Source organism: Pseudomonas sp. PVC-5-1 (assembly GCF_057444345.1).
On record NZ_CM172024.1, the window covers coordinates 4,694,492 to 4,719,036 of the forward strand.

Genomic DNA, 24,545 nt, shown 5'->3' on the forward strand with positions numbered 1-24,545 from the left:
GGCATTTCCATCTACACCGGGTTCAACCGAACGGCCGCAACCCCTGGCGCATGCCGAACAGGAACAGCAACAGGTCCTGATCCGGCGCGGCCTCGGCTTGTTGCTGCGGTTTCATTTCCCGCGGCAACGCGCACTGGTCGGCCAGTTCGGCCTTGCTGAACACCGTCGGCCTCGGCTCCTCCCAGGCAGCCACCGCCACGGTGGTCACCGCCAGGCCAGCTACCAGGAACAAAGCTCGAGCTATTTCTAGTTTCATTGCCCTAACCCTTTGACAGCGCTGCCAAACGCCATCTGGTAAAAATAGAGCAGTGTTTGCCATTCCGCGTCATTCATCGACGAATGGCGGCGCAGCTGGCGCAGGTCATTGCCCGCCGCACGCTGGCAGCTGATGCGCCGACGGCATTTTTCCAGGTCCAGCAGCGCGACTTCGACCCGGGCCTGCTCGCCCTCGCCAATCACCTTGACGAACACATGCTTGCCATACAGGCAACCGTGCTGCCAGTGCCCCAGGTGCATGCGCGCCAGGTTGTCCGCCAGGTCCTTGAGCATGCGCTCATGCACCACCTGCGGGTAACGCTCGCGGGCACCTTCGGCATGCCAGGTATCGAGTTCGACGAAACCGTCGAGTGCTTCGCTCACCAATAGCGCACGCCACTGCTTGTCGGCACCACGTTCGGCGCCACAGAAGACGATGCGTGGTACACGCACGCCCAGTTGCTCGAAGCTGTTCAACGCATCGAGCTCACGCAATACGGTCGGCCGGCCGAAAGGGTGCAGCAGGCTACGGTAGATATGCCCGACCTGGCGCTTGGCATACAGCAGCTTGCCATTGCCATCGTCGAGGCGTTGCACACCGCTCTCGCCACCACGGCGCTGGTTAGGCTCCTCGACCCACTCGCCCTGCTGGCGCCAGTAAAAATCGAACCGCGACTCCCCGCTCTGGGCTACAGCCATCAAACACTACCCCTTACGCAATACATATACCCGCCACATGGCATAGAACGGTAGGAAGTCGAGGCGTTCCTGGATTCTGAAGCCGGCGGCTCGGAATTCTTCTTCGACCGTGTCGGCCGGTAACACAAACCGGTTCTGGTAATTGTCCTCGTCGCCCTTCCTGGACCTGCGGCGCTGTTCCAGTTTTTTCCGGCGCCATGCTTTGAAATTACCATCCACCCACAATGACAGGATCACACTATCACGGCTAACCCGTTGAAATTCCGAAAGAATGGTCTTTCTGTGCGCCGCTTCGCCGATGTGGTGGAACAAGCGCATGCAGAAGATGCTGTCCACCGAATTGTCCGGCAAGTCGATGGCAAATGCCGAAGTCTGCAAAGGGCGTACCCGTGCCACCACCTCTGGCGCTTGCGCGGTACAGGCTGTCTCGATCATCGCTTCTGAGTTGTCGGCGCCGATGATTACCCGGTTGGGCTTTTCTGCCAGCAACGGCCAGAAGCGGCCAGCACCGCATGGCAGGTCGAGGACCAGCCCAGGCTCACCAGCCAATGCCAAGGCACGACGCGCCAGTTGCTCATCACGCTTGTGAGAAAGGCGTCGCGCAAGGCCATCCTGGTGCTTGAGAAAGTACTCGCGGGCATGTTCTTTGTCGTACTTCTCGGAAAATTCAAGCTTGATGGGGCTACGCATTGGGCATCTCCTGACTCCATTCCACCCACATTAGGTAAGTAAGCGTAGGAATCAGGTCATGCTGATGTGAAAAATATGTTGAGCGGCGAATGGCCTGTAACAACAGATTACTCGACCAAAGCCTCCGGATCGCCCTTGACTGCGGTATTGCTCAGGTCGACCACGAAACGGCAGCCGTGTGGCAAGGTTGATGTCAGGGTGACATGCCAACCTTGGTCATCGCAGATGCGCTGTACCAACGACAGGCCCAGGCCCAGGCCCTCACCGCGCCGCTCATCGCCGCGCACGAACGGCCGGAACATCGCCTCGCGCTGTTCCTCCGGGATACCCACGCCACTGTCCTCCACGCTGAAGCCGTTGGCTTCCAGGCTCAGGCGGATGTAGCCGCTGTCGGTGTAGTGCGCGGCATTACGCAGCAGGTTGCCCATTACCGACTGCAGGAAGGTGGCGTTGTACAGTACCGGGCTGGCACTGACGCGGCCATCGTAATACAAGGCCAGGCCCTTCTGCTCGATGGTGTCGCGCCAAACCCCGACCAGTTCGTCAGCCACCTCCCGCAGGGTGGCCCGCGATGCCACCGCACCCTCGTCGCGCTGTGCCCGGGCCAGCATCAGGAAGGTCTTGACCAGCTCGCGCATTTCTTCCGTGGCCCGCGCCACACGCTCCACCTGGCTGCGCGAGCGGGCGTCCAGCGTCGGGTTTTCCATCAGCAGCTCACACGAGGTGGCCAGCACCATCAAGGGTGTGCGCAATTCATGGCTGACGTCGCTGGTGAACAACCGTTCGCGGGTCAGGGCATCGCGCAGGCGGCCCAGGGTATCGTCGAAGGCTACCGCCAGCTGGCCGACTTCGTCCGCGGCATAGTCCGGTGCCAGCGGCGGGGCCAGCCCCAGCAACTGGTCACGGTGGCGTACCTGGCGCGCCAGGCGGATCACCGGCGCCATCACCCGGCGCGCCACCAGCCAGCCGAGGATCACCGCCAGTACCAGGCTGAGCACGAAGCCCACCACCACCACAGCGAACAGCAAGCGCTCGCGCTCTTCGAAGTCGCTCTGGTCCTGCAACAGCACATAGCGACGGCCATCAACGATCTCGACCATGGCGTGGTACGACAATTGATCGCGGAATACCTCGTGGAAGCCGCGGTCAAGATGGCGCAGGTCCTTGGGAAGTTCGAAGTCGTCGCGCCCGCCGCTGAAATAGAACAGCTGGTCGGGGCGGGGGCGGTGGCTCCAGTCGCTGACGCTGTCCATGCGCAGCAGGCGCTGCAGGTCACCGCCCAGCACCGACGAAATCAGCCGCTCTTCGACCAGGTGCACGGTGCCGACGATGCCAAAGGCGAAGGCCCCGGCCACCAGCGCGCTCATCAGGGCAAAGGCGATGATGATGCGCTGGGCAAGGCTTTGCTTAAACTCCATCACGGCCCTCGGCGAGGCGATAGCCGACGCCATGGACGGTATGCAGCAGCGGTTTTTCAAACGGCTTGTCGATCACCTGGCGCAGCTGGTGCACGTGGCTGCGCAGGCTGTCGCTGTCAGGGCAATCATCTCCCCAAAGGGCTTCTTCCAGCACTTCGCGACGCAATACGTGCGGGCTTTTCTGCATCAGCACCGCCAGCAGCTTGAGGCCGACAGGGTTGAGCTTGAGCAGGCGGCCCTGGCGGGTGACTTCGAGGGTGTCCAGGTCATAACTGAGATCGGCCACCTGCAAGGTGCGGCGCCCGCCGCCCTGGGCCCGGCGCAACACCGCTTCGATGCGGGCAGCCAGCTCCGACAGGGCGAAGGGCTTGAGCAGGTAATCGTCGGCACCGGAGCGGAAGCCCTGCAGGCGGTCGTCCAGTTGGTCGCGGGCGGTGAGCATGATCACCGGCGTGTCGCGGCGGGCGTCTTCGCGCAGGCGCTTGCACAGGGTGTAGCCGTCGATGCCCGGCAACATGATGTCGAGCACGATCAGGTCGTAGTGCTCGGTGGCAGCCAGGTGCAGGCCGGACAGGCCATCCTGGGCGCAATCGACGGTGTAGCCCTTCATGCCCAGGTAATCGGCCAGGTTGGCCAGGATATCGCGGTTGTCTTCAACCAAAAGAATGCGCATCGGTTTCTCCTGTGCGGCGCTTCTCGCTGTGGTGCGCGGCAGGCGCAGCTTAAGGCCTATGCCTGCAGGGTGCCAGCCCCAGGGAAAATTCAGCGCACTTGACGGTTTTTTCACTGATCCTTCACGGACACAGGATAGCGGGCGGCCGACAATGCCCGATCTTTTTCGCGCCCTGGAGCCGCCATGCAGCAACCAAATCGCCCCCGCCCGATCAATTTCTGGCTTTACCTGGGGCTACCCCTGGCGACCGCAATCGGCCTGATTCTGCTGGAACTGACATCGGTCGACATGGACATTGCCAACCTGTTCTTCGACCCTGCTGCCGGGCAGTTCATCGGCCGCCACAGCTATTTGCTGGAGAACATCCTGCATGACCGGGTCAAGCAGGGGGTGATCCTGCTGGGGGTGATGTCACTGGTGACCTTTGCTGCCAGCTTCTTCTGGAAGCGCCTGTTCGGCTGGCGCCGTGAGCTGGGCTGCCTGGTGCTGGCACTGGGCCTGTCCACGGCGTTTGTCACACCGCTGAAGAAAGTGACCCAGGTGCAATGCCCGTGGAGCCTGACCCAGTTTGGCGGCAAGGAAACCTACAGCAAGCTGCTGGAGCCGCGGCCGGCGACCGACAAGCCCGGGCTGTGCTGGCCGGGCGGGCATGCCGCCACCGGGTTCTGCCTGTTCGGGCTGTTCTTCATGTTGCGTGATCGCAAGCCGAGGCTGGCGCGGGTGGCGTTGACGGTGGCCTTCGTCGCCGGGTCGGTGCTATCGCTTGGGCGGATGATGCAGGGGGCGCACTTCCTGTCGCACAATGTGTGGACGGCGGTGTTCTGCTGGTTGATCGGCTTGGGGTCGTATTACCTGGTTCTGTATCGTCGGGGAATGGCTGAGGTGCCTGCTGCCGAGCGTAGCGTCGCCTGACCCAGGGGCCGCTTTGCGGCCCTTTCGCCGGCAAGCCAGCTCCCACAGGTACAGCGCAAGTCCCAGTGTTGGCGCAATCCTGTAGGAGCGGCCTTGTGTCGCGATGGGCTGCAAAGCAGCCCCAATGGCCCTCACAGGAAAACAAAAAAGCCCCGGTTCTCGCGAACCGGGGCTTTTCATGGTGCAGGGGGTAAGGCTGGCTTACATCATGCCGCCCATGCCACCCATGCCGCCCATGTCAGGCATGCCAGCAGCTGGCTTGTCTTCTGGCAGGTCAGCAACCATGGCTTCGGTGGTGATCATCAGACCGCCGATCGAAGCAGCAGCTTGCAGCGCCGAGCGGGTCACCTTGGCTGGGTCCAGGATACCCATCTCGATCATGTCGCCGTATTCGCCGGTAGCAGCGTTGTAACCGAAGTTACCCGAACCTTGCTTGACCTTGTCAGCGACAACGCTTGGCTCGTCGCCGGCGTTGGCAGTGATCTGGCGCAGCGGCGCTTCAACAGCGCGACGCAGCAGGGCGATACCGACGTTCTGGTCTTCGTTGTCGCCTTTGAGGTTGGCAATGGCAGCCAGGGAGCGAACCAGGGCTACACCACCGCCAGGTACCACGCCTTCTTCAACGGCTGCACGGGTAGCGTGCAGGGCGTCTTCAACGCGGGCTTTCTTCTCTTTCATTTCAACTTCGGTGCCGGCACCGACCTTGATCACGGCAACACCGCCAGCCAGTTTGGCCAGACGCTCTTGCAGCTTCTCACGGTCGTAGTCCGAGGAAGTCTCTTCGATCTGGGCACGGATCTGCTTGACGCGTGCTTCGATCTCGGTGTCGGCGCCAGCGCCGTCGATGATGGTGGTGTTTTCCTTGGACAGGATGACGCGCTTGGCGTTACCCAGGTGCTCCAGGGTAGCGGTTTCCAGCGACAGGCCGATTTCTTCGGAGATGACCTGGCCGCCAGTCAGGACGGCGATGTCCTGCAGCATGGCCTTGCGGCGGTCGCCGAAGCCCGGAGCCTTGACCGCAGCAACCTTGACGATGCCGCGCATGTTGTTGACTACCAGGGTAGCCAGGGCTTCGCCTTCAACGTCTTCGGCAACGATCAGCAGTGGGCGGCCGGCCTTGGCAACGGCTTCCAGAACTGGCAGCAGCTCACGGATGTTGGAGATCTTCTTGTCGACCAGCAGCAGCAGCGGGCCTTCCAGCTCGGCAACCATGGTGTCCGGCTTGTTGACGAAGTACGGGGACAGGTAGCCGCGGTCGAACTGCATGCCTTCAACGACCGACAGTTCGTTTTCCAGGCCCGAGCCTTCTTCAACGGTGATCACGCCTTCTTTACCGACTTTTTCCATGGCTTCGGCGATGATTTCACCGATGGAGTTGTCGGAGTTGGCGGAGATGGTACCTACCTGGGCGATGGCCTTGGAGTCGGCGCATGGCTTGGACAGGTTCTTCAGCTCGGCGACGACGGCAGCGGTGGCCTTGTCGATGCCGCGCTTCAGGTCCATCGGGTTCATGCCGGCAGCGACGGCTTTCAGGCCTTCGTTGACGATGGCCTGAGCCAGGACGGTAGCGGTGGTGGTGCCGTCACCGGCAGCGTCGTTGGCCTTGGAAGCAACTTCCTTGACCAGCTGGGCGCCCATGTTCTCGAAGGCGTCTTTCAGCTCGATTTCCTTGGCGACGGAAACGCCGTCCTTGGTGATGGTCGGAGCGCCGAAGCTCTTGGCCAGCACCACGTTACGGCCTTTCGGGCCCAGGGTCGCTTTTACCGCGTCAGCCAGAACGTTGACACCAACCAGCATTTTCTTACGAGCGGAATCGCCGAATTTTACGTCTTTAGCAGCCATGATCGTTTAATCCTTGGAATTCTTTGGAGTAACGGGAAGTCGGGGAAATCAGCCTTCGATAACGGCGAGGATTTCGTTCTCGGCCATGACCAGCAGGTCTTCGCCATCGACTTTCACGGTGTTGCTGCCCGAGTAAGGGCCGAAAACCACTTTGTCACCCACTTTCACGGCCAGTGCGCGAACTTCGCCGTTGTCCAGGATGCGACCGGTGCCGACGGCGACAACTTCGCCGCGGTTTGGTTTTTCAGCGGCCGAACCCGGCAGGACGATACCGCCAGCGGTTTTCGATTCTTCTTCGCTGCGACGGATAACGACGCGGTCATGCAGAGGACGAAGCTTCATTGTCGATCTCTCCCAAATTGTGGTTTTCATCGGCCGGTGTCGACACCGGCGGGTTGTTGCTGTCCGGCGTTGCCGGGGTGGCCCGCAATGGGCGAACCACCTGAGTTATGCCTGGTGTTGCCACCAGAAACCTTGCGGTGACCACATACATGAGGCCGCCATATTCAATTACAAGGCTTGCTTCAGAAAATTTTTCATTAGCGCCTTGGCCCCGCAAAAAGCTGGGGCCGCAAAGCGGCCCCCGGTTATTACTTGTCGCGGCGCTCGTACTCGCCTTCGATCACATTCGGCCTATGCCCGCCATCACGCGGCCGGGCCTGGAACGGGTCGTCCTGGAAGGCGCGCTGTCGCATGGCCTGGGCCTCGGCACGCTCGCGCATCTTGCGCGCGGCCAGATGACGGGTGAATGGCAGCAGGCACAGCAGGCCCAGCACGTCGCTGATGAAACCTGGCAGCAACAGCAGGCCACCACCAACGGCCAGCATCATGCCCTGGAACATGTCCTCGGCGGGCAGTTCGCCACGCTGCAGGCTTTCACGGGCGCGCAGTGCGGTTGCCAGCCCGGCCACGCGCATCACCAGCACACCCAGGGCGGAGCCGGCGATGATCAGCAGCAGTGCCGGGAAGAAACCGATGGCGGCACTGACCTTCACGAAGACGAACAGCTCCAGCACGGGAAACAGGAGAAACAGCAGTAGAAAAGCACGCATCAAAGCATTCCTCGTCGGAAGAGAACCTTCCTGTAAGACCAACAGATGGATGCGTGCGCTCGGGTTTTCAACCCTCGACCTCCGTCGCAACCGGCCACTGGTCGGCGCGAGCCAGCAAAACCAGGGCTTCGCGGACTTGTGTCGGCGTGTTGCAAGTACTTGGGAAGGGCAACCAGTAAACCGCCTGGCCAATACGCAGGTGCATGCCTTCACTGTCCACCCCGACCATCTGTGCTGGCGCATGGCGTGGCAAATCGGTCAGCTCCACATAATGGGCGATGGCGTTGGCGTGGTCGTTGTTCATGTGCTCGACCATGCTCGTCTCGGCCTTGCCGGCGAACGGGTTGGCCAGGGTCACCTGATCGAGCCAGTGGATCGCGCCGAAGCCGCCGATGTAGCGGTGGCGCACCGGCTGCAGCACCCAGAAGTCGAAGTCGTGGGCCTTGTGGTAGTTGGCCGCGTCCGGGAAATAGCGGTAGTAACGCTCGGCGGCAGCCTCGATGGCGGCCTCCTCCACCAGCTTGTGCGCCTCGGCCATCACCGTCAGGCGCCCCACGGCCTGCACGTCCTCGGCTTCGCGCTCACCTACCAGCAGCGAGCACTTGGGATCCTTCTGCAGGTTGTGCGTGTGCTGGGCGATGCGGCTGATGAGGATCAACGGGTTGCCTTGGGCGTCCAGGCAGTACGGCACGACCGAGCCGAAGGGGTAGCCGGGCATCGACTTGGAATGGGTCGAGAGCACGCCGCGGTATTCCTTGAGCAGCAGCTCCCGGGCGGGACGGATGGCATTGGTACTCACTTGGGGGCGGCTCCTGATATCGGGCTGGATGGGACAAGATAAGCATTATCAGATCCAGTGCCAATGGGGCTGCTTTGCAGCCCATCGCGACACAAGGCCGCTCCTACAAGGGATCGCGTACATCCTGTGTCGCGATGGGCCGCAAAGATTTACCAGGTAACGCCGAAGCCTGCGGTATAGCGGGTCTTGTCCAGGTCACTCTCACGGGTACCGGTGATGATGTCCTTCTCCGCCTTGAGGTTGAGCGAGGCCCATTCAGTGACCTTGTAGCGCAGGCCAACCTCGGCATCCAGCGCGTAATCGGCCACGCCACCCAGTGGCTTGGCGAACTCGCCGTTGGTGAACAGTTGCACATTCTTGCCAATCAGGTAGCGGGTGTAGTCCCACTTCACCGCCGCAGAATAGAAGTTGTCCTTGGCGCCATCCTGGTATTCGAAGTCGGTGCGGTTGATCAGCGACCCCAGCGAAAACGCGCCCAGTTCGTTGTCCCAGAACTGGTAACCCGGGCCGGTACCCACGGTGCGCTGGCGAGCAAGGTCTTCGATGCGGTCGCGCTTGTACTCCATGCGCCCTTGCCAGAACCACTTCTCGGTGAGGAAGCGGTCCAGGGCATACTCGGCACTCCAGTTGTCTGTGGTGGTGACGTCGTCCTTGGTCTCGCGGTTGTATTCGCCTTCGGCATTGTGCCGCCAGCGGCCATGGCGGGCGCTGGTCTTGAAGCCGACGTCGTAGTCGTCGGTGTCGTTCTCGGCGCGCTTGTAGTCCAGCGCCACGTCGACGTTGCCCTTCCACACGAAGTCCTCGACCAGGGGCTTGGGCTTCATGATCTGCTCGATGCTGGCCAGCTCCACGGTCTTTGGCGCCTCGCCATTGGCCAAGGTCACCTTGCCGGGCTCGGCGGCCTTCAGCGACTTGGCGCGCTCACCGCTGTAGGCGTCCTGCTTGACCAGCATCTCCTGGTCGCTCTCCAGGGTCTGGACCTCTTTCCAGTCCAGGGCGATGGAACCGCCATAGGGGGTTTCCAGCAGCAGCTTGCCGCCGTCGAAGACTTTGATCTTGCCGCTGAGACGGTCACCGTTCTTCATCCATACGGTGTCGGCGAACACCGGGGAGGCGCAGAGGGAAACAGCAAGCAGGCACAACAAGGATCTAGAATACATAAGCGGGCTATGATTTTCGGACTACAGGTTCGATTTGGCGAAAAAAGCCGGGCATTATCCGGATAACGACGACCAGAGCAAGAAAAGACCGGGAGCATGCCGTTGAGTTCAACTCTCATTTGCCAGACCGCCGGTCCGGTTTCATCTGCAGCCCAGAGGGGGCCTGATGTCTGACGGATATGAGCACGCCCTCGACTCCGCCGAGGGCCGACGGACGGTGCTGTATTCGGTACTTGGCCAAGTTCCGGCCGGCAAGGTGGTCAGCTATGGCCAACTGGCCGAACTGGCAGGGCTTGGGCGGGCGGCACGCTGGGTCGGACGTACCCTCGGGCAACTGCCCGCGGACACTCGCCTGCCCTGGCACCGGGTGCTCGGCGCAGGCGGCCGCCTGAGCCTGGCACTGGGTACCCCGTCTGGGGATGAACAACGGGCGCGCCTGCGTGCGGAGGGTGTAAATGTAACCAACAATCGTGTGGATATGACGCGCCATGGCTGGCGCCCGATGGAGCACAGCGGTTAGAGTGCGCGCTTTGTTTTCGCAAACTTGAGGCAGATGTTGGCCCATGCCCCGTAAAACCTGGCGCGCTGCGCTTGCTGCCTATGCCAGCCCGTCAACCTTGGTACTTTTGCTGCTCGGCTTCGCCGCCGGTCTGCCCTACATGCTGGTGTTCTCCACCCTTTCGGTGTGGTTGCGCGAAGCTGGCGTGGCCCGCGAGACCATTGGTTACGCCAGCCTGATCGGCCTGGCGTACGCCTTCAAGTGGGTGTGGTCGCCACTGCTCGACCAATGGCGCCTGCCGCTGCTCGGCAGCCTGGGGCGCCGGCGTTCGTGGTTGCTGCTGTCGCAAGCGCTGGTGGTGATCGGGCTGGTCGGCATGAGCCTGTGCGACCCGCAGCAGCATCTGTCTTGGCTGATCGCCCTGGCGGTGTTGGTGGCCTTCGCTTCGGCCACCCAGGACATCGCGGTCGATGCCTACCGCCTGGAAATCGCCGACGACCAGCGCCAGGCTGCACTCGCCGCCAGCTATATGGCCGGCTACCGCGTGGCGGCCCTGCTGGCCACGGCTGGTGCCCTGTTCTTCGCCGAGTGGTTCGGCTCCACTGGCTTCAGCTACCTGCACAAGGCCTGGGCCGGCACCTACGTCATGTTCGCGGTGATGATGCTGCCCGCCGTGTTCACCACCCTGATCATGCGCGAACCGCCCGTACCCATGCGTACCCAGCTGTCGGCAGCGCGCTATGGGCTGGTGCACCAGCTGGCCTCGGTGTTCGTGCTGATAATCTTGCTGGTATCGGTACCGGCCAGCTTCACCCAGATGTTCAATACCGGCTGGTCCAGCGTCATCTCCGGTGATGCAACGCCACTGGACCTGCTGCTGGAAGACCGCGCCTTCCTGCGCCTGATCCTCTATGTGCTGCTGACATGGGCGTGCCTGTCGAGCCTGGGCCGTCGCGGCCTCGCGCCGGTGCTGACCCCGGTCAACGACTTCATCGCCCGCTACCGCTGGCAGGCCCTGCTGTTGCTCGGCCTGATCGCCACCTATCGCATGTCGGACACGGTAATGGGCGTGATGGCCAACGTGTTCTACATCGACATGGGCTTCACCAAGGACCAGATCGCCAGCGTCAGCAAGATCTTCGGCCTGATCATGACCCTGGTCGGCGCCGGTGTTGGCGGCCTGCTGATCGTGCGCTTCGGCATCATGCCGATCCTGTTCATCGGCGGTGCGGCCTCCGCGGGCACCAACATCCTGTTCCTGATGCTGGCCGACATGGGCCCGAACTTGCAAATGCTGGTGGTGACCATCTCGCTGGACAACTTCAGCTCCGGCCTGGCCACCTCGGCCTTCGTTGCCTACCTGTCGAGCCTGACCAACCTGAAGTTCTCGGCTACCCAGTACGCGTTGCTCAGCTCGATCATGCTGCTGTTGCCAAGGCTGATCGGGGGTTATTCGGGGGTCATGGTGGAGAAGTTCGGTTACCACGACTTCTTCCTGATCACTGCCCTCCTTGGCGTGCCGACCCTGATCCTGATTGCCCTGCAGTGGCGCCAGGAAGCCGGGCCGGGCAAACCGGTTGCAGAGGAAGGTTCGGCGGCCGAGCGGCCCTGACAGGTTTGTATTGCCTGTACCGGCCTCTTCGCAGCACAAGGCTGCTCCTACAGATACACCACAGCTCTGTAGGAGCAGCCTTGTGCTGCGAAGAGGCCGGTACAGGCAATAAAGTTTACTGAGCAACAGCCCCCTCACCAGGCCGTCCACCCACCACAAACCACAGCGGCCACAGCGCCAAGGCCCCCACCACACCCGCCGCCAGGGCAAAGTGCAGCAAGCTGGCCCCGGCCCCAATCATCGCCAGCAGCGCCCCACCCAACCCCAGCAAGGCAATGGTGATCATCCCCAGCATGGCCGAGACCAGGCCCTTGCTCTGCTCGCTGGCGAACAGCGTCATGCGATACAGCACCGCGTTGGCCACGCCCAACCCCAGCGCGTACAGCGACATGCCCGCCACCACGCTGGTCACACTCGGCCAGTACCATGTCGCCAATCCCATCAGGCACAGGCCGGCCAGGTATGGCCACAATGCACCACGCACCAGCGCCGCCAACGGATAGCGATCGGCAATGCGGTTGATGATCAGGTTGCCCAGGATCAGCCCGCCAAACACCGGCAACTGCCACAAGGCGTACTCCATGGTGCTCAGCCCCTCGTCGTGGATCAGCAGCACCGGCGACAGGCCGATCCAGCCAATCAGCGGCAGACCGACCAGGCCCAGGGCCGCGCTGCCAGCGACAAAGCGGCGGTTGCCCAGCAACTGGCCGTAGCCGGCCAGCAGTGGCAGCAGGTGGATCGGCGTGAATGCCAGGCGCGAGCCGTCACGGCGCTCCACGCCCAAGGTCTCCGGCATCAGCCGGTACAGCAGCAGCCAGGCCACAACCGCACCAATGGCGAAGGCCACGAACAGCCAACGCCAGTCCAGCCACTGCAGCAGCAAGGTGCCCACCAACGGCCCGAGCAAAGGCGAGAGCAAGGCGATATTGGCCAGCAGAGCCATCATGCGCACGGCGTCGGCTTCGCTGAAGGCTTCGTTCAGGGCCGGGTAGCTCACCGTGACCACAAACCCCAGGCCGATGCCTTGCAGCAGGCGCAGCAAGTTGAACAGGCCGATGTCGTGGACCCAGAAGGTGGCCAGGCAGGCCAGGCCGAAGAACGCGCAGCCGATCAGCAGCAACGGGCGCCGGCCATAGCGGTCGGCCAGCGGGCCGATCAGCCATTGCAGCACCACGCCCCCCAGCAGGTACAGGTTGAGGGCGTGGGGAATGTATTCGGGGCTGGCATTCAGGTCGCCGACCACCACCGGCATGGCCGGCATGACGGCATCGCTGGCCAGGTAGGTGAGCAGCTCGAACAGGGCCAGGGTCAGGCCGAACAGCAAGGCACGCAGGGGGGTGATGTACAGCAGTGGTTTCATGATGGCGTATCGGGTGTGGCAGGTGGGGTCAGGCTATATGCCAGAAATGGCGGGGTATTGCTGTGAACAAGTGTAATCAGGGCAGAAAAAGCTGGGGCCGCTTTGCGCCCCTTCGCGGCGGTTCGGCGTCCCGACGCGCCCGCTCCCACAAGTTCGGCGCCGCTCTCGAACCCGGCGCTCGACCTGTGGGAGCGGGCAAGCCCGCGAAGGGGCGCGAAGCGGCCCCAACCGATGACAACGCGGTATTACTGCGCTGCAGTCTCCTGCACCACGCGAATCACCCGCTGCGGGAACGGAATGTCGATCCCTTCGGCCTTCAACCGGTCACGCGCATGCTCGTTGAGCATGAACATCACATCCCAGTAATCGGCGGTCTTGGTCCACAAGCGCAAGGACACTGTGATCGAGCTGTCGCCCAGGGTCGCGACCACCGCCTGCGGCGCCGGGTCGGGCAGCACGCGCGGGTCCTGCGCCAGCTCCAGCAGCACGTTGCGGGCCTTCTGCAGGTCTGCCTCGTAGTCCACGCCCACATCGAACACCACCTTGCGCGTCGGCTGGCGGTTGGTGTTGGTGATGATGCCGTTGGACAGGCTGCCGTTGGGCATGATCACCGTCTTGTTGTCACCAGTGCGCAGCACGGTGTGGAAGATCTGGATGCTGTCGACGGTGCCGGCCACGCCTTGCGCCTCGATCCAGTCACCGATGCGGAACGGGCGAAACATCAGGATCAGCACACCGCCGGCGAAGTTCGCCAGGCTGCCCTGCAAGGCCAGGCCGATGGCCAGGCCCGCGGCACCGATGGCGGCAACGAACGAGGTGGTCTCGATACCGATCATCGACGCCACGCTGACGAACAGCAGCACCTTCAGCACGATATTCGACAAGGTGCTGATGAAGCCCTGCAGCGCCAGGTCGGCGTTGCGCAGGCCAACCAGCTTGCCCAGGCGGGCGCTGACCTTGTTGATGATCCACCAGCCGACCGCCAGGGTCAGCAGCGCCAGCAGCACACGGCTGCCATATTCCATGATCAAGGGGATCCAGGTCTGGGATTGGCGGACCAGCTGATCGACTTCAGCGTTCAAATCCATATTCATCTCCTGATGCCGAGCGGCAAGTACACGGTAGAACTGGCCACGCGCGATGGCGCAGCCCCGGTCCCCATGGACATCATTTGGCCATCGGGGTTCCGGGCGATGCCCACATCAGTCGCGGAAGTTGTTGAACTGCAATGGCATGTCGAATTCCTTGGTACGCAGCAGCGCAATGGCTTCCTGCAGGTCGTCGCGCTTTTTGCCGGTAACGCGTACCTGCTCGCCCTGGATGGCGGCCTGCACTTTCAGCTTGGCATCCTTGATGGTGGCGACGATCTTCTTCGCCAGATCCTTGTCGATACCTTCGCGGAACTTGGCTTCCTGTTTCTTTTCCTTGCCCGAGGCGTACGGGTCCTTGGTTTCCAGGCACTTCACGTCGATCTTGCGCTTGACCAGCGCCAGGCGCAGGATTTCCAGCATCGCTTCGAGCTGGAACTCTTCCTCGGCGGTGAGCATCACGGTCTGCTCTTTGTCCTTGAACTCGAAGGTGCCCTTGCCCTTGAGGTCGTAGCGACGGTCCAGGTCCTTGATGGCGTTGTCGACCGCGTTCTGCACTTCGTGCTTGTCCAGTTCCGATACCACGTCGAACGAAGGCATGGTTGTTCTCCCAAAATAAAAGCGCGCTCAGGCTGAAGATGGAGCGCGCTGGGTTTGACGGTTAAAATGCGGGCTCATTATAACGGGTTGCGAAACGCATATGAGCAGCACCTGGCATATTCTCGGCGCCGGTAGCCTGGGCAGCCTGTGGGCTTGCCGCCTGGCGCGCGCGGGCAAGGCAGTGCGCCTGATCCTGCGTGACGGGCAGCGGCTGCAGGCCTACCAGCAGGCCGGCGGCCTGACCCTGGTCGAACAGGACCAGTCCCGCCACTACGCCATCCCCGCCGAAACCGCGCAGGCACACGGCCCGATCCATCGCCTGCTGGTGGCCTGCAAGGCCTACGACGCCGCCCAGGCCATCGCCGGCGTGGCACCTCGCCTGGCCGCAGACGCCGAGGTGGTTCTGCTGCAGAACGGCCTGGGCAGCCAGGACGAGGTCGCCGACCTGGTGCCCCATGCACGCTGCATCTTCGCCTCCAGTACCGAAGGCGCGTTCCGCGAGGGAGATTGGCAGGTACGCTTTGCCGGCCACGGCTTCAACTGGCTGGGTGACCCACGCAACCCGACGGTCCCGGCCTGGTTCGATGACCTGCATCAGGCTGGCATCCCTGCCGAGTGGACGGTGGATATCCTTACCCGTCTGTGGCGCAAGCTGGCACTCAATTGCGCCATCAACCCGCTGACCGTGCTGCACGACTGCCAGAACGGCGGGCTGCTGGGGCACCTGGGCGAAGTGGATGCGCTGTGCGCCGAACTGGCCCAACTGCTGCGCCGCTGTGGCCAGCCAGAAGCGGCAGACGGGCTGAACGAAGAAGTGCAGCGGGTGATCCTCGCCACTGCGGCCAACTACTCTTCCATGTACCAGGATGTACGCGCAGGCCGGCGCACCGAGGTGCACTACCTGCTTGGCCATGCCTGCCGCGCCGCCGGCCGTCATGGCCTGCAACTGCCAGAGCTGGAACGCCTGCTGCAGCACCTGGTCGATAACCTGCGTGTGCGTGGTTTGCCCTGCGACTGACGCAGCCCTTTCAACCGGATACGGATATTGCCTAGCCCATGACCTTGCGCCAACGCCTGGAAAACCTCCCGGTCGGGCAGAAGCTGCTGGCAGCCCTGCTGGTGTTGCTGGTGACTATCTTGTTGGTGGCCAACCTCACCTTCATCAGCGCCGCCTACTGGATCACCCAGGAAAGCATGGCGCCACAGGCGCTGCACACCATCGGCCGGCTGGTGGCCAACCCGCAACTGGCGGCGCGCGCCGGCGATACACCGGACACCGCCAGCGCCCTGCTGAAAGAGCTGGACAGCTACACGCCGCTGCGCGCCGCTGCAGTCTACGGTGGCGATGGCCGCATGTTGGCGCAGCTGCAGCATGGCGAGCCGCTGGCACTGCCCAAGCGTTTTCGCAACATCGACGGCTGGCGCCTGATGGAGTTTCGCAGCACCCAGCTGATCCGCATGCCACGTGACGCCAACCCGCCCGCACACCTGCTGCTGGTGGCCAGCAGTGAACTGCCCACGGCTTTCTATACCGGCACCCTCAGCGCCAGCCTGGGCATCCTGGTGTTCAGCATCCTGCTGTGGATCGTCATCGCCCGACAGATAAAACGCCTGATCACCCAGCCGATCAACCAGCTCGAAGAGCTCAGCCGCCAGGTCACCCGCGAAGAGAGCTATGCCTTGCGTGCGCAGCGCGGTAACGACGACGAAATCGGCAGCCTGGCCGAAGCGTTCAACACCATGCTCTCGCGCATCGAAGCCCGCGAACAGCAACTCAAGCGCACCCGCGACGAGTTTCAGGAGGCCTACGACCAGGCCCAGGGCCTGGCCGAGGAAACCCGCCACACCAACCGCAAGCTGGAGCTGGAAGTCCAGGTGCGCAGCAAGATCGAGAAAAAACTCACCGGCTTCCAGAACTACCTCAACAGCATCATCGACTCGATGCCCTCGGCACTGATCGCCCTCGATGAGCAGCTCTACGTGACCCAATGGAATCACGAAGCCACGGTACTTTCCGGCACGCCTCTGGACGAGGCTCTGAATCAGCCGATCTTCATTGCCTTCGAACCGCTCAAGCCGTTCCTGCCGCAACTGAAGGAAACAGTGGAAAAGCACCGGGTGGCGAAGATCGAGCGGGTCACCTGGCCCAAGGGTGACGACCTGCGCCACTACGCCCTGACCTTCTACCCGCTGACCGGTGGCGGCGGCCGTGGCGTTGTCATCCGTATCGACGACATCACCCAGCGCCTGTCGCTGGAAGAAATGATGGTGCAATCGGAAAAGATGCTTTCGGTCGGCGGCCTGGCCGCCGGCATGGCCCACGAGATCAACAACCCGCTGGGCGCGATCCTGCATAACGTGCAGAACATCCGCCGGCGCCTGTCACCAGAACTGCCGCGCAATCAGGAACAGGCAGAGGAGCTGGGCATCGACCTGCCCACGGTCAACCGCTACCTGGAGAGCCGCGAAGTGCCACAATTGCTCGACGGCATCCAGCAGGCGGGTGCCCGGGCAGCGAAGATCGTCACCCACATGCTCAGCTTCAGCCGCCGCAGCAACCGTCAACTGGCGCCGTGCGACCTGCCGGCGCTGATCGATCAGGCGGTGGAAATTGCCAGCAACGACTTCGACCTGGCCATAGGCTTCGATTTCAAGGGCCAGGCCATCGTGCGTCAGTTCGACCCCGACCTGGGGCCGGTGCCGTGCACCGCCAACGAATTGGAGCAGGTGCTGCTCAACCTGCTGAAAAACGCGGCCCAGGCCATCCACCAGCGGCCGCAGCCGAGCGAGCCCGGGCGCATCACCCTGCGCACCCGCTTGAGCCCGCCATGGGCGGAAATCCAGGTCGAGGATAACGGCGTCGGCATGCCCGAAGGGGTGCGCAAGCGCACCTTCGAGCCGTTCTTCACCACCAAGGAAATCGGCCAGGGTACCGGGCTGGGGCTGTCGGTCTCGTACTTCATCATCACCAACAACCACAAGGGGCAGATGGAAGTGCAGTCCACTCCCGGCCAGGGCACCTGCTTCACCCTGCGCCTGCCCCTTGGCCAGCCGGCAGCGGTGGCGCCGGCCAAAATGGAGAAATGACATGGGCTACCGCCTGTCGAAGATCTACACCCGCACCGGCGACAAAGGCGAAACCGGCCTGGGCGACGGGCGCCGGGTGCCCAAGGATCACCCGCGGATCGAGGCGATTGGCGAGGTGGACAGCCTGAACAGCCAGCTGGGTTTGCTGCTGGCGGGGCTGGCCGAACAAGGGCTGGATGAAGTGAGCGCGGTTTTGGCGCCGTGTCAGCACCGTCTGTTCGACCTGGGCGGTGAGCTGGCGATGCCCAGTTATCAGGCGTTGGACCTGGCGGAGGTGGCGCGGCTTGAGGCAGCGATCGATGTGTGGAATGAAGAGCTGGGGCCGTTGAAAAACTTCATCTTGCCCAGTGGCTCGGCGCTGGTGGCGCAGGCGCATGTGTGCCGGAGCCTGGCGCGCAGTGCGGAGCGGCGGTGCCAGCAGCTGAATGCGCTGGAGCCGTTGGCGGGCGTTGGTTTGGCGTATATCAACCGGCTTTCGGATCTGCTGTTCGTGGCGGCGCGGATCATTGGGCGGCGGCAGGGGGTGGCTGAGGTTTTGTGGCAGCCTGCTGAAAAGCCGCAGGGCTGATATTTTTGGGGCTGCTGCGCAGCCCATCGCCGGCAAGCCAGCTCCCACAGAGCCCGGTCTGTGCTGTCTCTGTGGGAGCTGGCTTGCCGGCGATGGGCCGCAAAGCGGCCCCAATTTCAGGCGGCTCAGATCTCAGGCCAGAACGCCCGGATCCCGGCCACACCCTGCGCCCCTGCTTCCCAGGCCTGCTCGCGCTCACCCGGCCCTACCCCACCCAACAGGTAGACCGGCTTGTTGAACCCGGCAATCAAACGTTGCGCCTCGTCCCACCCCAGCGGCACCGCCTCAGGGTGCGTCCGGGTCGCCTGCACCGGCGACAAGGTGACGAAGTCCACGCCCATCTGCTCCGCCAGCGTCAGCTCTTCGGCACTGTGGCAGGACGCCGCCAGCCAGCGCTCCTTGGGGAACGGCCGGCCGTTGGCGGCATACTTGCGCAGTTGTGCAGCCGTCAGGTGCCAACCCGCGGCTGGGAAGTCACCCAGCCACTCCAGCGGCCCCTTGAGCATCAGCTGCGCCTTGCCCGCGCAAAGGCCGACCGCATCCACCGCCACATCACGATACTTGGGATCGTACATGTCGGGGGCACGCAACTGGATCAGGCGAATGCCACTGGCCACTGCCTTCTGGATGCCCTTGAGCATCTGCGGCACTTCCAGGCCATCGGGGGTGATCAGGTACTGGTCCGGCAGGCGCGCGGCTGCAACGATCGGCTTATTGGCCTCGGGGAATTCGTACTGGGGCAAATCACGTGGGGCAACCCATTCCAGCGGCTGGCCCTCGGCTCCATGCGGCTCTCCAGTGAACGCCTCGACTTCGCGCACGTCCAGCAGCACCTGCTTGTCCGGGTAGTCGTGGCTGACCTTGATCAGCGCGCGCGAACGGCTCACCTCGATGCCAAGCTCCTCGCGCAGCTCGCGGGCCAGCGCCGCCTCGACGCCCTCACCCTCTTCTACCTTGCCGCCCGGGAATTCCCACAGACCGCCCTGGTGCTGGGTATCGGCGCGCCGCGCGATCAGAATACGGCCGTCAGTACCGCGAATGACAGCAGCTACAACATGAATCCGTTTCACCCTTCACGCTCCGCCAGGCCAGCCTTTTGCCAGGCCTGGAAGGCTGGCCACTGATAAATGGTTTCGATATAAGCCGCTGCCTCTGCAGGCACTTCCACACGGTAGGTGCGCAGGCGCACCGCCACCGGGGCGAAGAAGGCATCAGCCAGGCTCGGCCTGCCGAACAGGAACGGGCCGCTGTCCTTGGCCGCAAGGCGACATTCCGACCATAGTGCAACGATACGGTCGATATCGATTTGAACCTCCAGCGGCACACCGTCCAGCGCCTGGTCGCGGGACAGGTCGAACGGCATCGCGCCGCGCAGGGCGAAGAAGCCGCTGTGCATCTGCGCGCAGGCCGAACGGGCCTGGGCCCGGGCCGCCACGTCGGCAGGCCACAGCTGCGCGTCGGGGTGGCGTTCGTTGAGGTATTCGGCAATGGCCAGCGAGTCGGCGATCACACCGTGCTCTGTCTTGAGCAGCGGTACCTTGCCGGTAGCCGAGAAAGCGAGGATGCGCTGACGGGTGTCAGGCTGGTTCAGCTTGATCAGTGTTTCTTCGTAAGGCACGCCAGCCAGCTCGAGGGCCAGGGCGCCACGTAGCGACCAGGAGGAATACAGCTTGTCGCCGATGATCAGGTGATAGCTCATGGTTCGGCTCCATCGTTTGGGAATTCTGGGGCTGCTCTGCAGCCCTTTCGCGACACAAGGCCGCTCCCACATGGGGCGGTGTACGCAGGTCCTTGTGGGAGCGGCCTTGTTTCGCGATGGGCCGCAAAGCGGCCCCAATTACATCAGGTACGGTACTCGGCGTTGATCTTCACGTACTCGTGGGACAGGTCGGTGGTCCAGATGGTTTCGCTGCACTGGCCACGGCCCAGCTCGATACGGATGGTGATCTCTTCCTGGGCCATTACCTTGGCACCCTGGTCTTCGGTGTAGCTCGGGCTACGGCCGCCTTTGCTGGCAATGCACACGCTGTCCAGGTACACATCGATCAGGCTCACGTCCAGCTCCGGTACGCCGGCACGGCCGACGGCGGCGAGGATACGGCCCCAGTTGGGGTCGGAGGCAAACAGCGCAGTCTTGATCAGCGGCGAGTGGGCCACGGCGTAGCCGACGTCCAGGCATTCCTGGTGGTTGCCACCGCCGTTGACCTGCACGGTAACGAACTTGGTGGCGCCTTCGCCGTCACGGACGATGGCCTGGGCCACTTCCATGCACACTTCGAACACTGCCTTCTTCAGCGCTTCGAACAGTGCGCCGCTGGCTTCGGTGACTTCCGGCAGGTTGGCCTTGCCAGTGGCAATCAGCATGCAGCAGTCGTTGGTCGAGGTGTCGCCATCGATGGTGATGCGGTTGAACGACTTGTTGGCGCCGTCCAGCATCAGGTCCTTGAGCACCGCCGGGGCAACCTTGGCGTCGGTGGCGATGTAGCCGAGCATGGTGGCCATGTTCGGGCGGATCATGCCTGCACCCTTGCTGATGCCGGTGACGGTAACCGTCACGCCATCGTGCTGGAACTGGCGGCTGGCCCCCTTGGGCAGGGTGTCGGTGGTCATGATGCCGGTGGCAGCTTCAGCCCAGTGGTTTTCCGACAGGTTGTCGAGGGCGGCCTGCAGTGCGCCTTCGATCTTCTCGACCGGCAGCGGCTCGCCGATCACGCCGGTGGAGAATGGCAGTACCGACTCGGCCGGTACGCCGGCCAGTTCGGCCAGCTTGGCGCAGGTGCGCTCGGCGGCGGCCAGGCCTGGCGCGCCGGTGCCGGCGTTGGCGTTACCAGTGTTGGTCAGCAGATAGCGCACAGTGCCCTGCACACGCTGCTTGGACAGGATCACCGGCGCTGCGCAGAAGGCGTTGAGGGTGAACACGCCAGCCACGCTGGAGCCTTCGGCGCAGCGCATGACCACCACATCCTTGCGCCCCGGGCGCTTGATGCCGGCAGAAGCGATGCCGAGTTCAAAACCCGGAACCGGGTGCAGGGTGGGCAAAGGACCAAGACCAACAGCCATTAGAGCGCTCCTAGAAAATACGGTTGAGTTGCAAAAAGCGGGGCCGCTTCGCGCCCCATCGCGACACAAGGCCGCTCCTACAAGAGTACTGCGATTCCTGTAGGAGCGGCCTTGTGTCGCGACAGGGCCGCAAAGCGGCCCCATTCAGGTCAGATCACTCGATCTGCCCGTGGCAATGCTTGAACTTCTTGCCCGAACCACACCAGCACGGCTCGTTGCGGCCCAGCTTCTGCTCGTTGCGCACCGGTGCCGAGGCAACAGCCACTTCGGCGCCCTCCTCGTTCAGCTGCTCGCTTTCCAGGCCCGGAGCAGCGGCATGCTGGAACTGCATGCGGCTGGCCAGTTCCTCGGCCTCGCGGCGCAGGCGGGCTTCCTCTTCGACCGGGTCTTCGCGGCGTACCTGAACGTGCGACAGCACGCGGATGGTGTCGCGCTTGATCGACTCGAGCAGCTCCTGGAACAGGCTGAAGGATTCGCGCTTGTACTCCTGCTTCGGGTTTTTCTGCGCATAACCACGCAGGTGGATACCGTGACGCAGGTGGTCCATGGTCGACAGGTGGTCTTTCCACAGGTCATCCAGCACACGCAGCAGGATCTGCTTCTCGAAGGTACGCAGGGCTTCGATACCGGCCTGGTCTTCCTTCTCGGTGTACGCGGTGGTGATTTCGTTCAGCAGCTTCTCGCGCAGGGTCTCTTCGTAGAGGTGATCGTCCTCGTCGAGCCACTGCTGGATCGGCAGCTTCATGGCGAAATCGCTGGCCAGCGAAGCCTCCAGGCCGGCCACGTCCCACTGTTCCGGCAGCGACTGCGGCGGAATGTGCTGGCTGATGGTAGCGTCCAGGACTTCCTTGCGGAATTCGACGATGGTGTCGCCGATGTTCTCGGCGGCCAGCAGGCTGTTGCGCATGTGGTAGATCACCTTGCGCTGCTCGTTGGCCACGTCGTCGTATTCCAGCAACTGCTTGCGGATGTCGAAGTTGCGGCCTTCGACCTTGCGCTGGGCCTTCTCGATGGCGTTGGTGACCATGCGGTGCTCGATGGCCTCGCCGGACTGCATGCCCAGCGCCTTCATGAAGTTCTTCACCCGGTCAGAGGCGAAGATACGCATCAGGCTGTCTTCCAGCGACAGGTAGAAGCGGCTGGAGCCCGGGTCGCCCTGACGGCCGGAACGGCCACGCAGCTGGTTGTCGATACGGCGCGATTCGTGGCGCTCGGAAGCGATCACGTGCAGGCCACCCGACTCGATCACCTGCTGGTGACGCTTCTGCCAGTCGGCCTTGATCTGGGCGATCTGCTCGGCGGTCGGGTTTTCCAGGGCTGCCACTTCGGCTTCCCAGTTACCGCCCAGCAGGATGTCGGTACCACGGCCGGCCATGTTGGTGGCGATGGTCAGGGCACCTGGCGCACCGGCTTGCGCGATGATCTCGGCTTCCTTCTCGTGGTACTTGGCGTTGAGCACCTTATGGTCGATACCTTCCTTCTTCAGGAGGTTGGACATGTGCTCGGAGGTTTCGATGGTCGCAGTACCCACCAGCACCGGGCGACCCTGCTTCATGCTTTCTTTGATGTCGGCGATGATCGCGGCGTATTTCTCGTCGGCGGTCAGGTACACCAGGTCGTTGAAGTCTTTACGTGCCAACGGTTTGTTCGGCGGAATGACCATCACGTTGAGACCATAGATCGACTGGAACTCGAACGCTTCGGTGTCAGCGGTACCGGTCATGCCGGACAGCTTGGTGTACAGGCGGAAGTAGTTCTGGAAGGTAGTCGAAGCCAGGGTCTGGCTCTCGGCCTGGATGTTCAGGTTCTCTTTGGCTTCGATGGCCTGGTGCAGGCCTTCGGACAGACGGCGGCCCGGCATGGTACGGCCGGTGTGCTCGTCGATCAGCAGGACCTGGCCGTCCTGGACGATGTACTCGATGTTGCGGTGGAACAGCTTGTGCGCGCGCAGGCCAGCATAGACGTGGGTCAGCAGGCTCAGGTTATGCGCCGAATACAGGCTCTCGCCCTCGGCCAGCAGGCCGGACTGGGTGAGCATCTCTTCGATGAACTGGTGACCGGCTTCGTTCAGCTCGACCTGACGGCTCTTTTCGTCAATGGTGAAGTGGCCTTCCTGGGTGACCTGGCCTTCCACTTCCTCGATGTGCTGGGTAAGGCGCGGGATCAGACGGTTGATCTCGATGTACAGCTTGGAGCTGTCCTCGGCCTGGCCGGAAATGATCAGCGGGGTACGCGCTTCGTCGATGAGGATGGAGTCGACTTCGTCGATCACGGCGAAGTTCAGTTCACGCTGGAACTTCTCCTCCTGGCTGAACGCCATGTTGTCGCGCAGGTAGTCGAAACCGAATTCGTTGTTGGTGCCGTAGGTGATGTCGGACGCGTAGGCGGCACGCTTTTCTTCCGGAGGCTGGAAGGCCGAGACGATGCCGACCGACAGGCCAAGGAACTCGTACAGCGGGCGCATCCAGTTGGCGTCGCGGCGGGCCAGGTAGTCGTTGACGGTGACCACGTGCACGCCCTTGCCGGACAATGCGTTGAGGTACACGGCCAGGGTACCGACCAAGGTCTTGCCTTCACCGGTACGCATTTCTGCGATCATGCCCTCGTGCAGGGTCATGCCACCGATCAGCTGCACGTCGAAGTGGCGCATGCCCATCACGCGCTTGCCGGCCTCACGGGCCACGGCGAAGGCTTCAGGCAGCAACTGGTCCAGTGTCTCGCCTTTGGCCAGGCGCTCCTTGAACTCTGCGGTCTTGCCCCGCAGTTGCTCGTCGGAGAGGGCCACCATCTTCTCTTCGAGAGCATTGACGATGTTCACCGTCTTGAGCATGCGTTTGACTTCACGCTCGTTCTTGCTTCCAAAAAGTTTCTTTAACAAAGGCGCAAACATATCGGCAGGATCTTCCACACGTAGGGATGGAGGGCGGCCCCATGAGTCGCCCGTGCAGCCCTGAGGCCGCATGCGAACGAGCATTCTACCCGGAAACGATGGTGAGGAAAGTGGTGGATTTCCACGATGCTTGGACAGCGTTTTGGCGGGGGCTTGTTTTAGATAGGGGCATTTTCCCTGAGTTCAAGGTTCGGGAAGATGAAACGTATCGAGAATGAGTCTTGTCCTTGGTTGCCTGTGCCAGCCTCTTCGCGGGCTTGCCCGCTCCCACAGGATCACCA

23 protein-coding genes are annotated in these 24,545 nt (G+C 62.9%); 6 read left to right on the forward strand and 17 right to left on the reverse strand.

All coding sequences use genetic code 11. From position 1 onward, the window contains the following. Positions 1-22: 22 nt before the first annotated feature. The 5 genes from AC2T3R_RS21455 to colR all read right to left on the reverse strand — a co-directional run bounded on the left by AC2T3R_RS21455 (position 23) and on the right by colR (position 3,735). Positions 23-256: a hypothetical protein gene (locus AC2T3R_RS21455; protein WP_085721018.1), complete on the reverse strand. Its 234-nt coding sequence runs from the start codon at positions 254-256 to the stop codon at positions 23-25. Then, positions 253-954 (reverse strand): lipopolysaccharide kinase InaA family protein, encoded by a 702-nt coding sequence (locus AC2T3R_RS21460; RefSeq protein ID WP_013974087.1) that lies wholly within the window; start codon positions 952-954, stop codon positions 253-255. The genes AC2T3R_RS21455 and AC2T3R_RS21460 overlap by 4 nt, the downstream gene beginning before the upstream one ends. A gap of 6 nt (positions 955-960) precedes the next feature. Next, positions 961-1,644: a class I SAM-dependent methyltransferase gene (locus AC2T3R_RS21465; RefSeq protein WP_410951832.1), complete on the reverse strand. Its 684-nt coding sequence runs from the start codon at positions 1,642-1,644 to the stop codon at positions 961-963. 107 nt (positions 1,645-1,751) lie between these two features. Next, on the reverse strand, positions 1,752-3,062 hold the full coding sequence (locus tag AC2T3R_RS21470; RefSeq protein WP_182328992.1) for a sensor histidine kinase: 1,311 nt from the start codon (positions 3,060-3,062) through the stop codon (positions 1,752-1,754). Next, the gene (gene colR / locus AC2T3R_RS21475) at positions 3,052-3,735 is read right to left on the reverse strand and encodes a two-component system response regulator ColR (RefSeq protein ID WP_003255215.1); all 684 of its coding nucleotides are present in this window, start codon (positions 3,733-3,735) and stop codon (positions 3,052-3,054) included. Before colR ends, AC2T3R_RS21470 begins: the two co-directional genes overlap by 11 nt. 183 nt (positions 3,736-3,918) lie before the next feature. On the opposite strand from colR, the gene AC2T3R_RS21480 reads away from it, so the two are divergent. Continuing rightward, positions 3,919-4,647, forward strand: coding sequence for a phosphatase PAP2 family protein (locus AC2T3R_RS21480; RefSeq protein ID WP_015271693.1), 729 nt, complete (start codon positions 3,919-3,921; stop codon positions 4,645-4,647). Between the two features lie 201 nt (positions 4,648-4,848). On the opposite strand, the gene groL is transcribed toward AC2T3R_RS21480, so the two are convergent. The 5 genes from groL to AC2T3R_RS21505 form a co-directional block, all read right to left on the reverse strand. Continuing rightward, entirely contained in the window at positions 4,849-6,489 is a 1,641-nt protein-coding gene (gene groL / locus AC2T3R_RS21485) for a chaperonin GroEL (protein ID WP_013974091.1), read from the reverse strand. A 48-nt stretch (positions 6,490-6,537) separates the two neighbouring features. Continuing rightward, entirely contained in the window at positions 6,538-6,831 is a 294-nt protein-coding gene (locus AC2T3R_RS21490; protein ID WP_003260750.1) for a co-chaperone GroES, read from the reverse strand. Positions 6,832-7,079: 248 nt separating this feature from the next. Then, positions 7,080-7,541: an FxsA family protein gene (locus AC2T3R_RS21495; protein WP_039612990.1), complete on the reverse strand. Its 462-nt coding sequence runs from the start codon at positions 7,539-7,541 to the stop codon at positions 7,080-7,082. A gap of 67 nt (positions 7,542-7,608) precedes the next feature. Beyond that, positions 7,609-8,340 carry a HugZ family pyridoxamine 5'-phosphate oxidase gene (locus tag AC2T3R_RS21500; protein WP_039612991.1) on the reverse strand — a complete coding sequence of 244 codons (732 nt, stop codon included), beginning with the start codon at positions 8,338-8,340 and terminating at the stop codon, positions 7,609-7,611. A gap of 149 nt (positions 8,341-8,489) precedes the next feature. Further along, the gene (locus AC2T3R_RS21505; RefSeq protein ID WP_023662443.1) at positions 8,490-9,500 is read right to left on the reverse strand and encodes a DUF481 domain-containing protein; all 1,011 of its coding nucleotides are present in this window, start codon (positions 9,498-9,500) and stop codon (positions 8,490-8,492) included. 166 nt (positions 9,501-9,666) lie between these two features. On the opposite strand from AC2T3R_RS21505, the gene AC2T3R_RS21510 reads away from it, so the two are divergent. Both AC2T3R_RS21510 and AC2T3R_RS21515 read left to right on the forward strand, forming a co-directional pair. After that, positions 9,667-10,020 (forward strand): MGMT family protein, encoded by a 354-nt coding sequence (locus AC2T3R_RS21510; protein ID WP_003260756.1) that lies wholly within the window; start codon positions 9,667-9,669, stop codon positions 10,018-10,020. Between the two features lie 43 nt (positions 10,021-10,063). Beyond that, positions 10,064-11,611 (forward strand): AmpG family muropeptide MFS transporter, encoded by a 1,548-nt coding sequence (locus AC2T3R_RS21515; RefSeq protein WP_013974096.1) that lies wholly within the window; start codon positions 10,064-10,066, stop codon positions 11,609-11,611. Between the two features lie 115 nt (positions 11,612-11,726). Here the strand turns inward: AC2T3R_RS21515 and AC2T3R_RS21520 are convergent, their stop codons facing one another. The 3 genes from AC2T3R_RS21520 to AC2T3R_RS21530 all read right to left on the reverse strand — a co-directional run bounded on the left by AC2T3R_RS21520 (position 11,727) and on the right by AC2T3R_RS21530 (position 14,659). Beyond that, positions 11,727-12,971, reverse strand: a complete 1,245-nt coding sequence (locus AC2T3R_RS21520; RefSeq protein ID WP_486744235.1) for an MFS transporter — start codon at positions 12,969-12,971, stop codon at positions 11,727-11,729. A gap of 245 nt (positions 12,972-13,216) precedes the next feature. Continuing rightward, complete coding sequence (locus AC2T3R_RS21525; RefSeq protein WP_015271698.1) at positions 13,217-14,059, reverse strand: mechanosensitive ion channel family protein; 843 nt, start codon at positions 14,057-14,059, stop codon at positions 13,217-13,219. Positions 14,060-14,173: 114 nt separating this feature from the next. Next, the gene (locus AC2T3R_RS21530; protein ID WP_013974099.1) at positions 14,174-14,659 is read right to left on the reverse strand and encodes a YajQ family cyclic di-GMP-binding protein; all 486 of its coding nucleotides are present in this window, start codon (positions 14,657-14,659) and stop codon (positions 14,174-14,176) included. Positions 14,660-14,759: 100 nt separating this feature from the next. On the opposite strand from AC2T3R_RS21530, the gene AC2T3R_RS21535 reads away from it, so the two are divergent. From AC2T3R_RS21535 to AC2T3R_RS21545, 3 genes are read left to right on the forward strand one after another with little or no spacing between them, the layout of a single operon-like run. Next, positions 14,760-15,677, forward strand: a complete 918-nt coding sequence (locus AC2T3R_RS21535) for a putative 2-dehydropantoate 2-reductase (protein WP_486744236.1) — start codon at positions 14,760-14,762, stop codon at positions 15,675-15,677. Between the two features lie 38 nt (positions 15,678-15,715). After that, complete coding sequence (locus AC2T3R_RS21540; RefSeq protein WP_013974101.1) at positions 15,716-17,746, forward strand: sensor histidine kinase; 2,031 nt, start codon at positions 15,716-15,718, stop codon at positions 17,744-17,746. Between the two features lies 1 nt (position 17,747). Further along, positions 17,748-18,314 carry a cob(I)yrinic acid a,c-diamide adenosyltransferase gene (locus tag AC2T3R_RS21545; RefSeq protein WP_410951835.1) on the forward strand — a complete coding sequence of 189 codons (567 nt, stop codon included), beginning with the start codon at positions 17,748-17,750 and terminating at the stop codon, positions 18,312-18,314. A 125-nt stretch (positions 18,315-18,439) separates the two neighbouring features. Here the strand turns inward: AC2T3R_RS21545 and AC2T3R_RS21550 are convergent, their stop codons facing one another. From AC2T3R_RS21550 to secA, 4 genes are all read right to left on the reverse strand, one after another. Then, positions 18,440-19,384, reverse strand: a complete 945-nt coding sequence (locus AC2T3R_RS21550; protein ID WP_410951836.1) for a Nudix family hydrolase — start codon at positions 19,382-19,384, stop codon at positions 18,440-18,442. Then, positions 19,381-20,013, reverse strand: coding sequence for a glutathione S-transferase family protein (locus AC2T3R_RS21555; RefSeq protein WP_013974104.1), 633 nt, complete (start codon positions 20,011-20,013; stop codon positions 19,381-19,383). The genes AC2T3R_RS21550 and AC2T3R_RS21555 overlap by 4 nt, the downstream gene beginning before the upstream one ends. Before the next feature lie 143 nt (positions 20,014-20,156). Continuing rightward, positions 20,157-21,374, reverse strand: coding sequence for a bifunctional glutamate N-acetyltransferase/amino-acid acetyltransferase ArgJ (argJ, locus tag AC2T3R_RS21560; protein WP_023662147.1), 1,218 nt, complete (start codon positions 21,372-21,374; stop codon positions 20,157-20,159). Between the two features lie 154 nt (positions 21,375-21,528). Next, a complete protein-coding gene (secA, locus tag AC2T3R_RS21565; protein ID WP_015271704.1) occupies positions 21,529-24,264 on the reverse strand; it encodes a preprotein translocase subunit SecA in 2,736 nt (911 codons plus the stop codon). Between the last annotated feature and the right edge of the window lie 281 nt (positions 24,265-24,545).

Coding starts and splice junctions, on each gene's coding strand:
- AC2T3R_RS21455 (WP_085721018.1), bottom strand. CDS start 256: ATGAAACTAGAAATAGCTCGAGCTTTGTTCCTGGTAGCTGGCCTGGCG.
- AC2T3R_RS21460 (WP_013974087.1), bottom strand. CDS start 954: ATGGCTGTAGCCCAGAGCGGGGAGTCGCGGTTCGATTTTTACTGGCGC.
- AC2T3R_RS21465 (WP_410951832.1), bottom strand. CDS start 1,644: ATGCGTAGCCCCATCAAGCTTGAATTTTCCGAGAAGTACGACAAAGAA.
- AC2T3R_RS21470 (WP_182328992.1), bottom strand. CDS start 3,062: ATGGAGTTTAAGCAAAGCCTTGCCCAGCGCATCATCATCGCCTTTGCC.
- colR (WP_003255215.1), bottom strand. CDS start 3,735: ATGCGCATTCTTTTGGTTGAAGACAACCGCGATATCCTGGCCAACCTG.
- AC2T3R_RS21480 (WP_015271693.1), top strand. CDS start 3,919: ATGCAGCAACCAAATCGCCCCCGCCCGATCAATTTCTGGCTTTACCTG.
- groL (WP_013974091.1), bottom strand. CDS start 6,489: ATGGCTGCTAAAGACGTAAAATTCGGCGATTCCGCTCGTAAGAAAATG.
- AC2T3R_RS21490 (WP_003260750.1), bottom strand. CDS start 6,831: ATGAAGCTTCGTCCTCTGCATGACCGCGTCGTTATCCGTCGCAGCGAA.
- AC2T3R_RS21495 (WP_039612990.1), bottom strand. CDS start 7,541: ATGCGTGCTTTTCTACTGCTGTTTCTCCTGTTTCCCGTGCTGGAGCTG.
- AC2T3R_RS21505 (WP_023662443.1), bottom strand. CDS start 9,500: ATGTATTCTAGATCCTTGTTGTGCCTGCTTGCTGTTTCCCTCTGCGCC.
- AC2T3R_RS21510 (WP_003260756.1), top strand. CDS start 9,667: ATGTCTGACGGATATGAGCACGCCCTCGACTCCGCCGAGGGCCGACGG.
- AC2T3R_RS21515 (WP_013974096.1), top strand. CDS start 10,064: ATGCCCCGTAAAACCTGGCGCGCTGCGCTTGCTGCCTATGCCAGCCCG.
- AC2T3R_RS21520 (WP_486744235.1), bottom strand. CDS start 12,971: ATGAAACCACTGCTGTACATCACCCCCCTGCGTGCCTTGCTGTTCGGC.
- AC2T3R_RS21525 (WP_015271698.1), bottom strand. CDS start 14,059: ATGGATTTGAACGCTGAAGTCGATCAGCTGGTCCGCCAATCCCAGACC.
- AC2T3R_RS21530 (WP_013974099.1), bottom strand. CDS start 14,659: ATGCCTTCGTTCGACGTGGTATCGGAACTGGACAAGCACGAAGTGCAG.
- AC2T3R_RS21535 (WP_486744236.1), top strand. CDS start 14,760: ATGAGCAGCACCTGGCATATTCTCGGCGCCGGTAGCCTGGGCAGCCTG.
- AC2T3R_RS21540 (WP_013974101.1), top strand. CDS start 15,716: ATGACCTTGCGCCAACGCCTGGAAAACCTCCCGGTCGGGCAGAAGCTG.
- AC2T3R_RS21545 (WP_410951835.1), top strand. CDS start 17,748: ATGGGCTACCGCCTGTCGAAGATCTACACCCGCACCGGCGACAAAGGC.
- AC2T3R_RS21555 (WP_013974104.1), bottom strand. CDS start 20,013: ATGAGCTATCACCTGATCATCGGCGACAAGCTGTATTCCTCCTGGTCG.
- argJ (WP_023662147.1), bottom strand. CDS start 21,374: ATGGCTGTTGGTCTTGGTCCTTTGCCCACCCTGCACCCGGTTCCGGGT.
- secA (WP_015271704.1), bottom strand. CDS start 24,264: ATGTTTGCGCCTTTGTTAAAGAAACTTTTTGGAAGCAAGAACGAGCGT.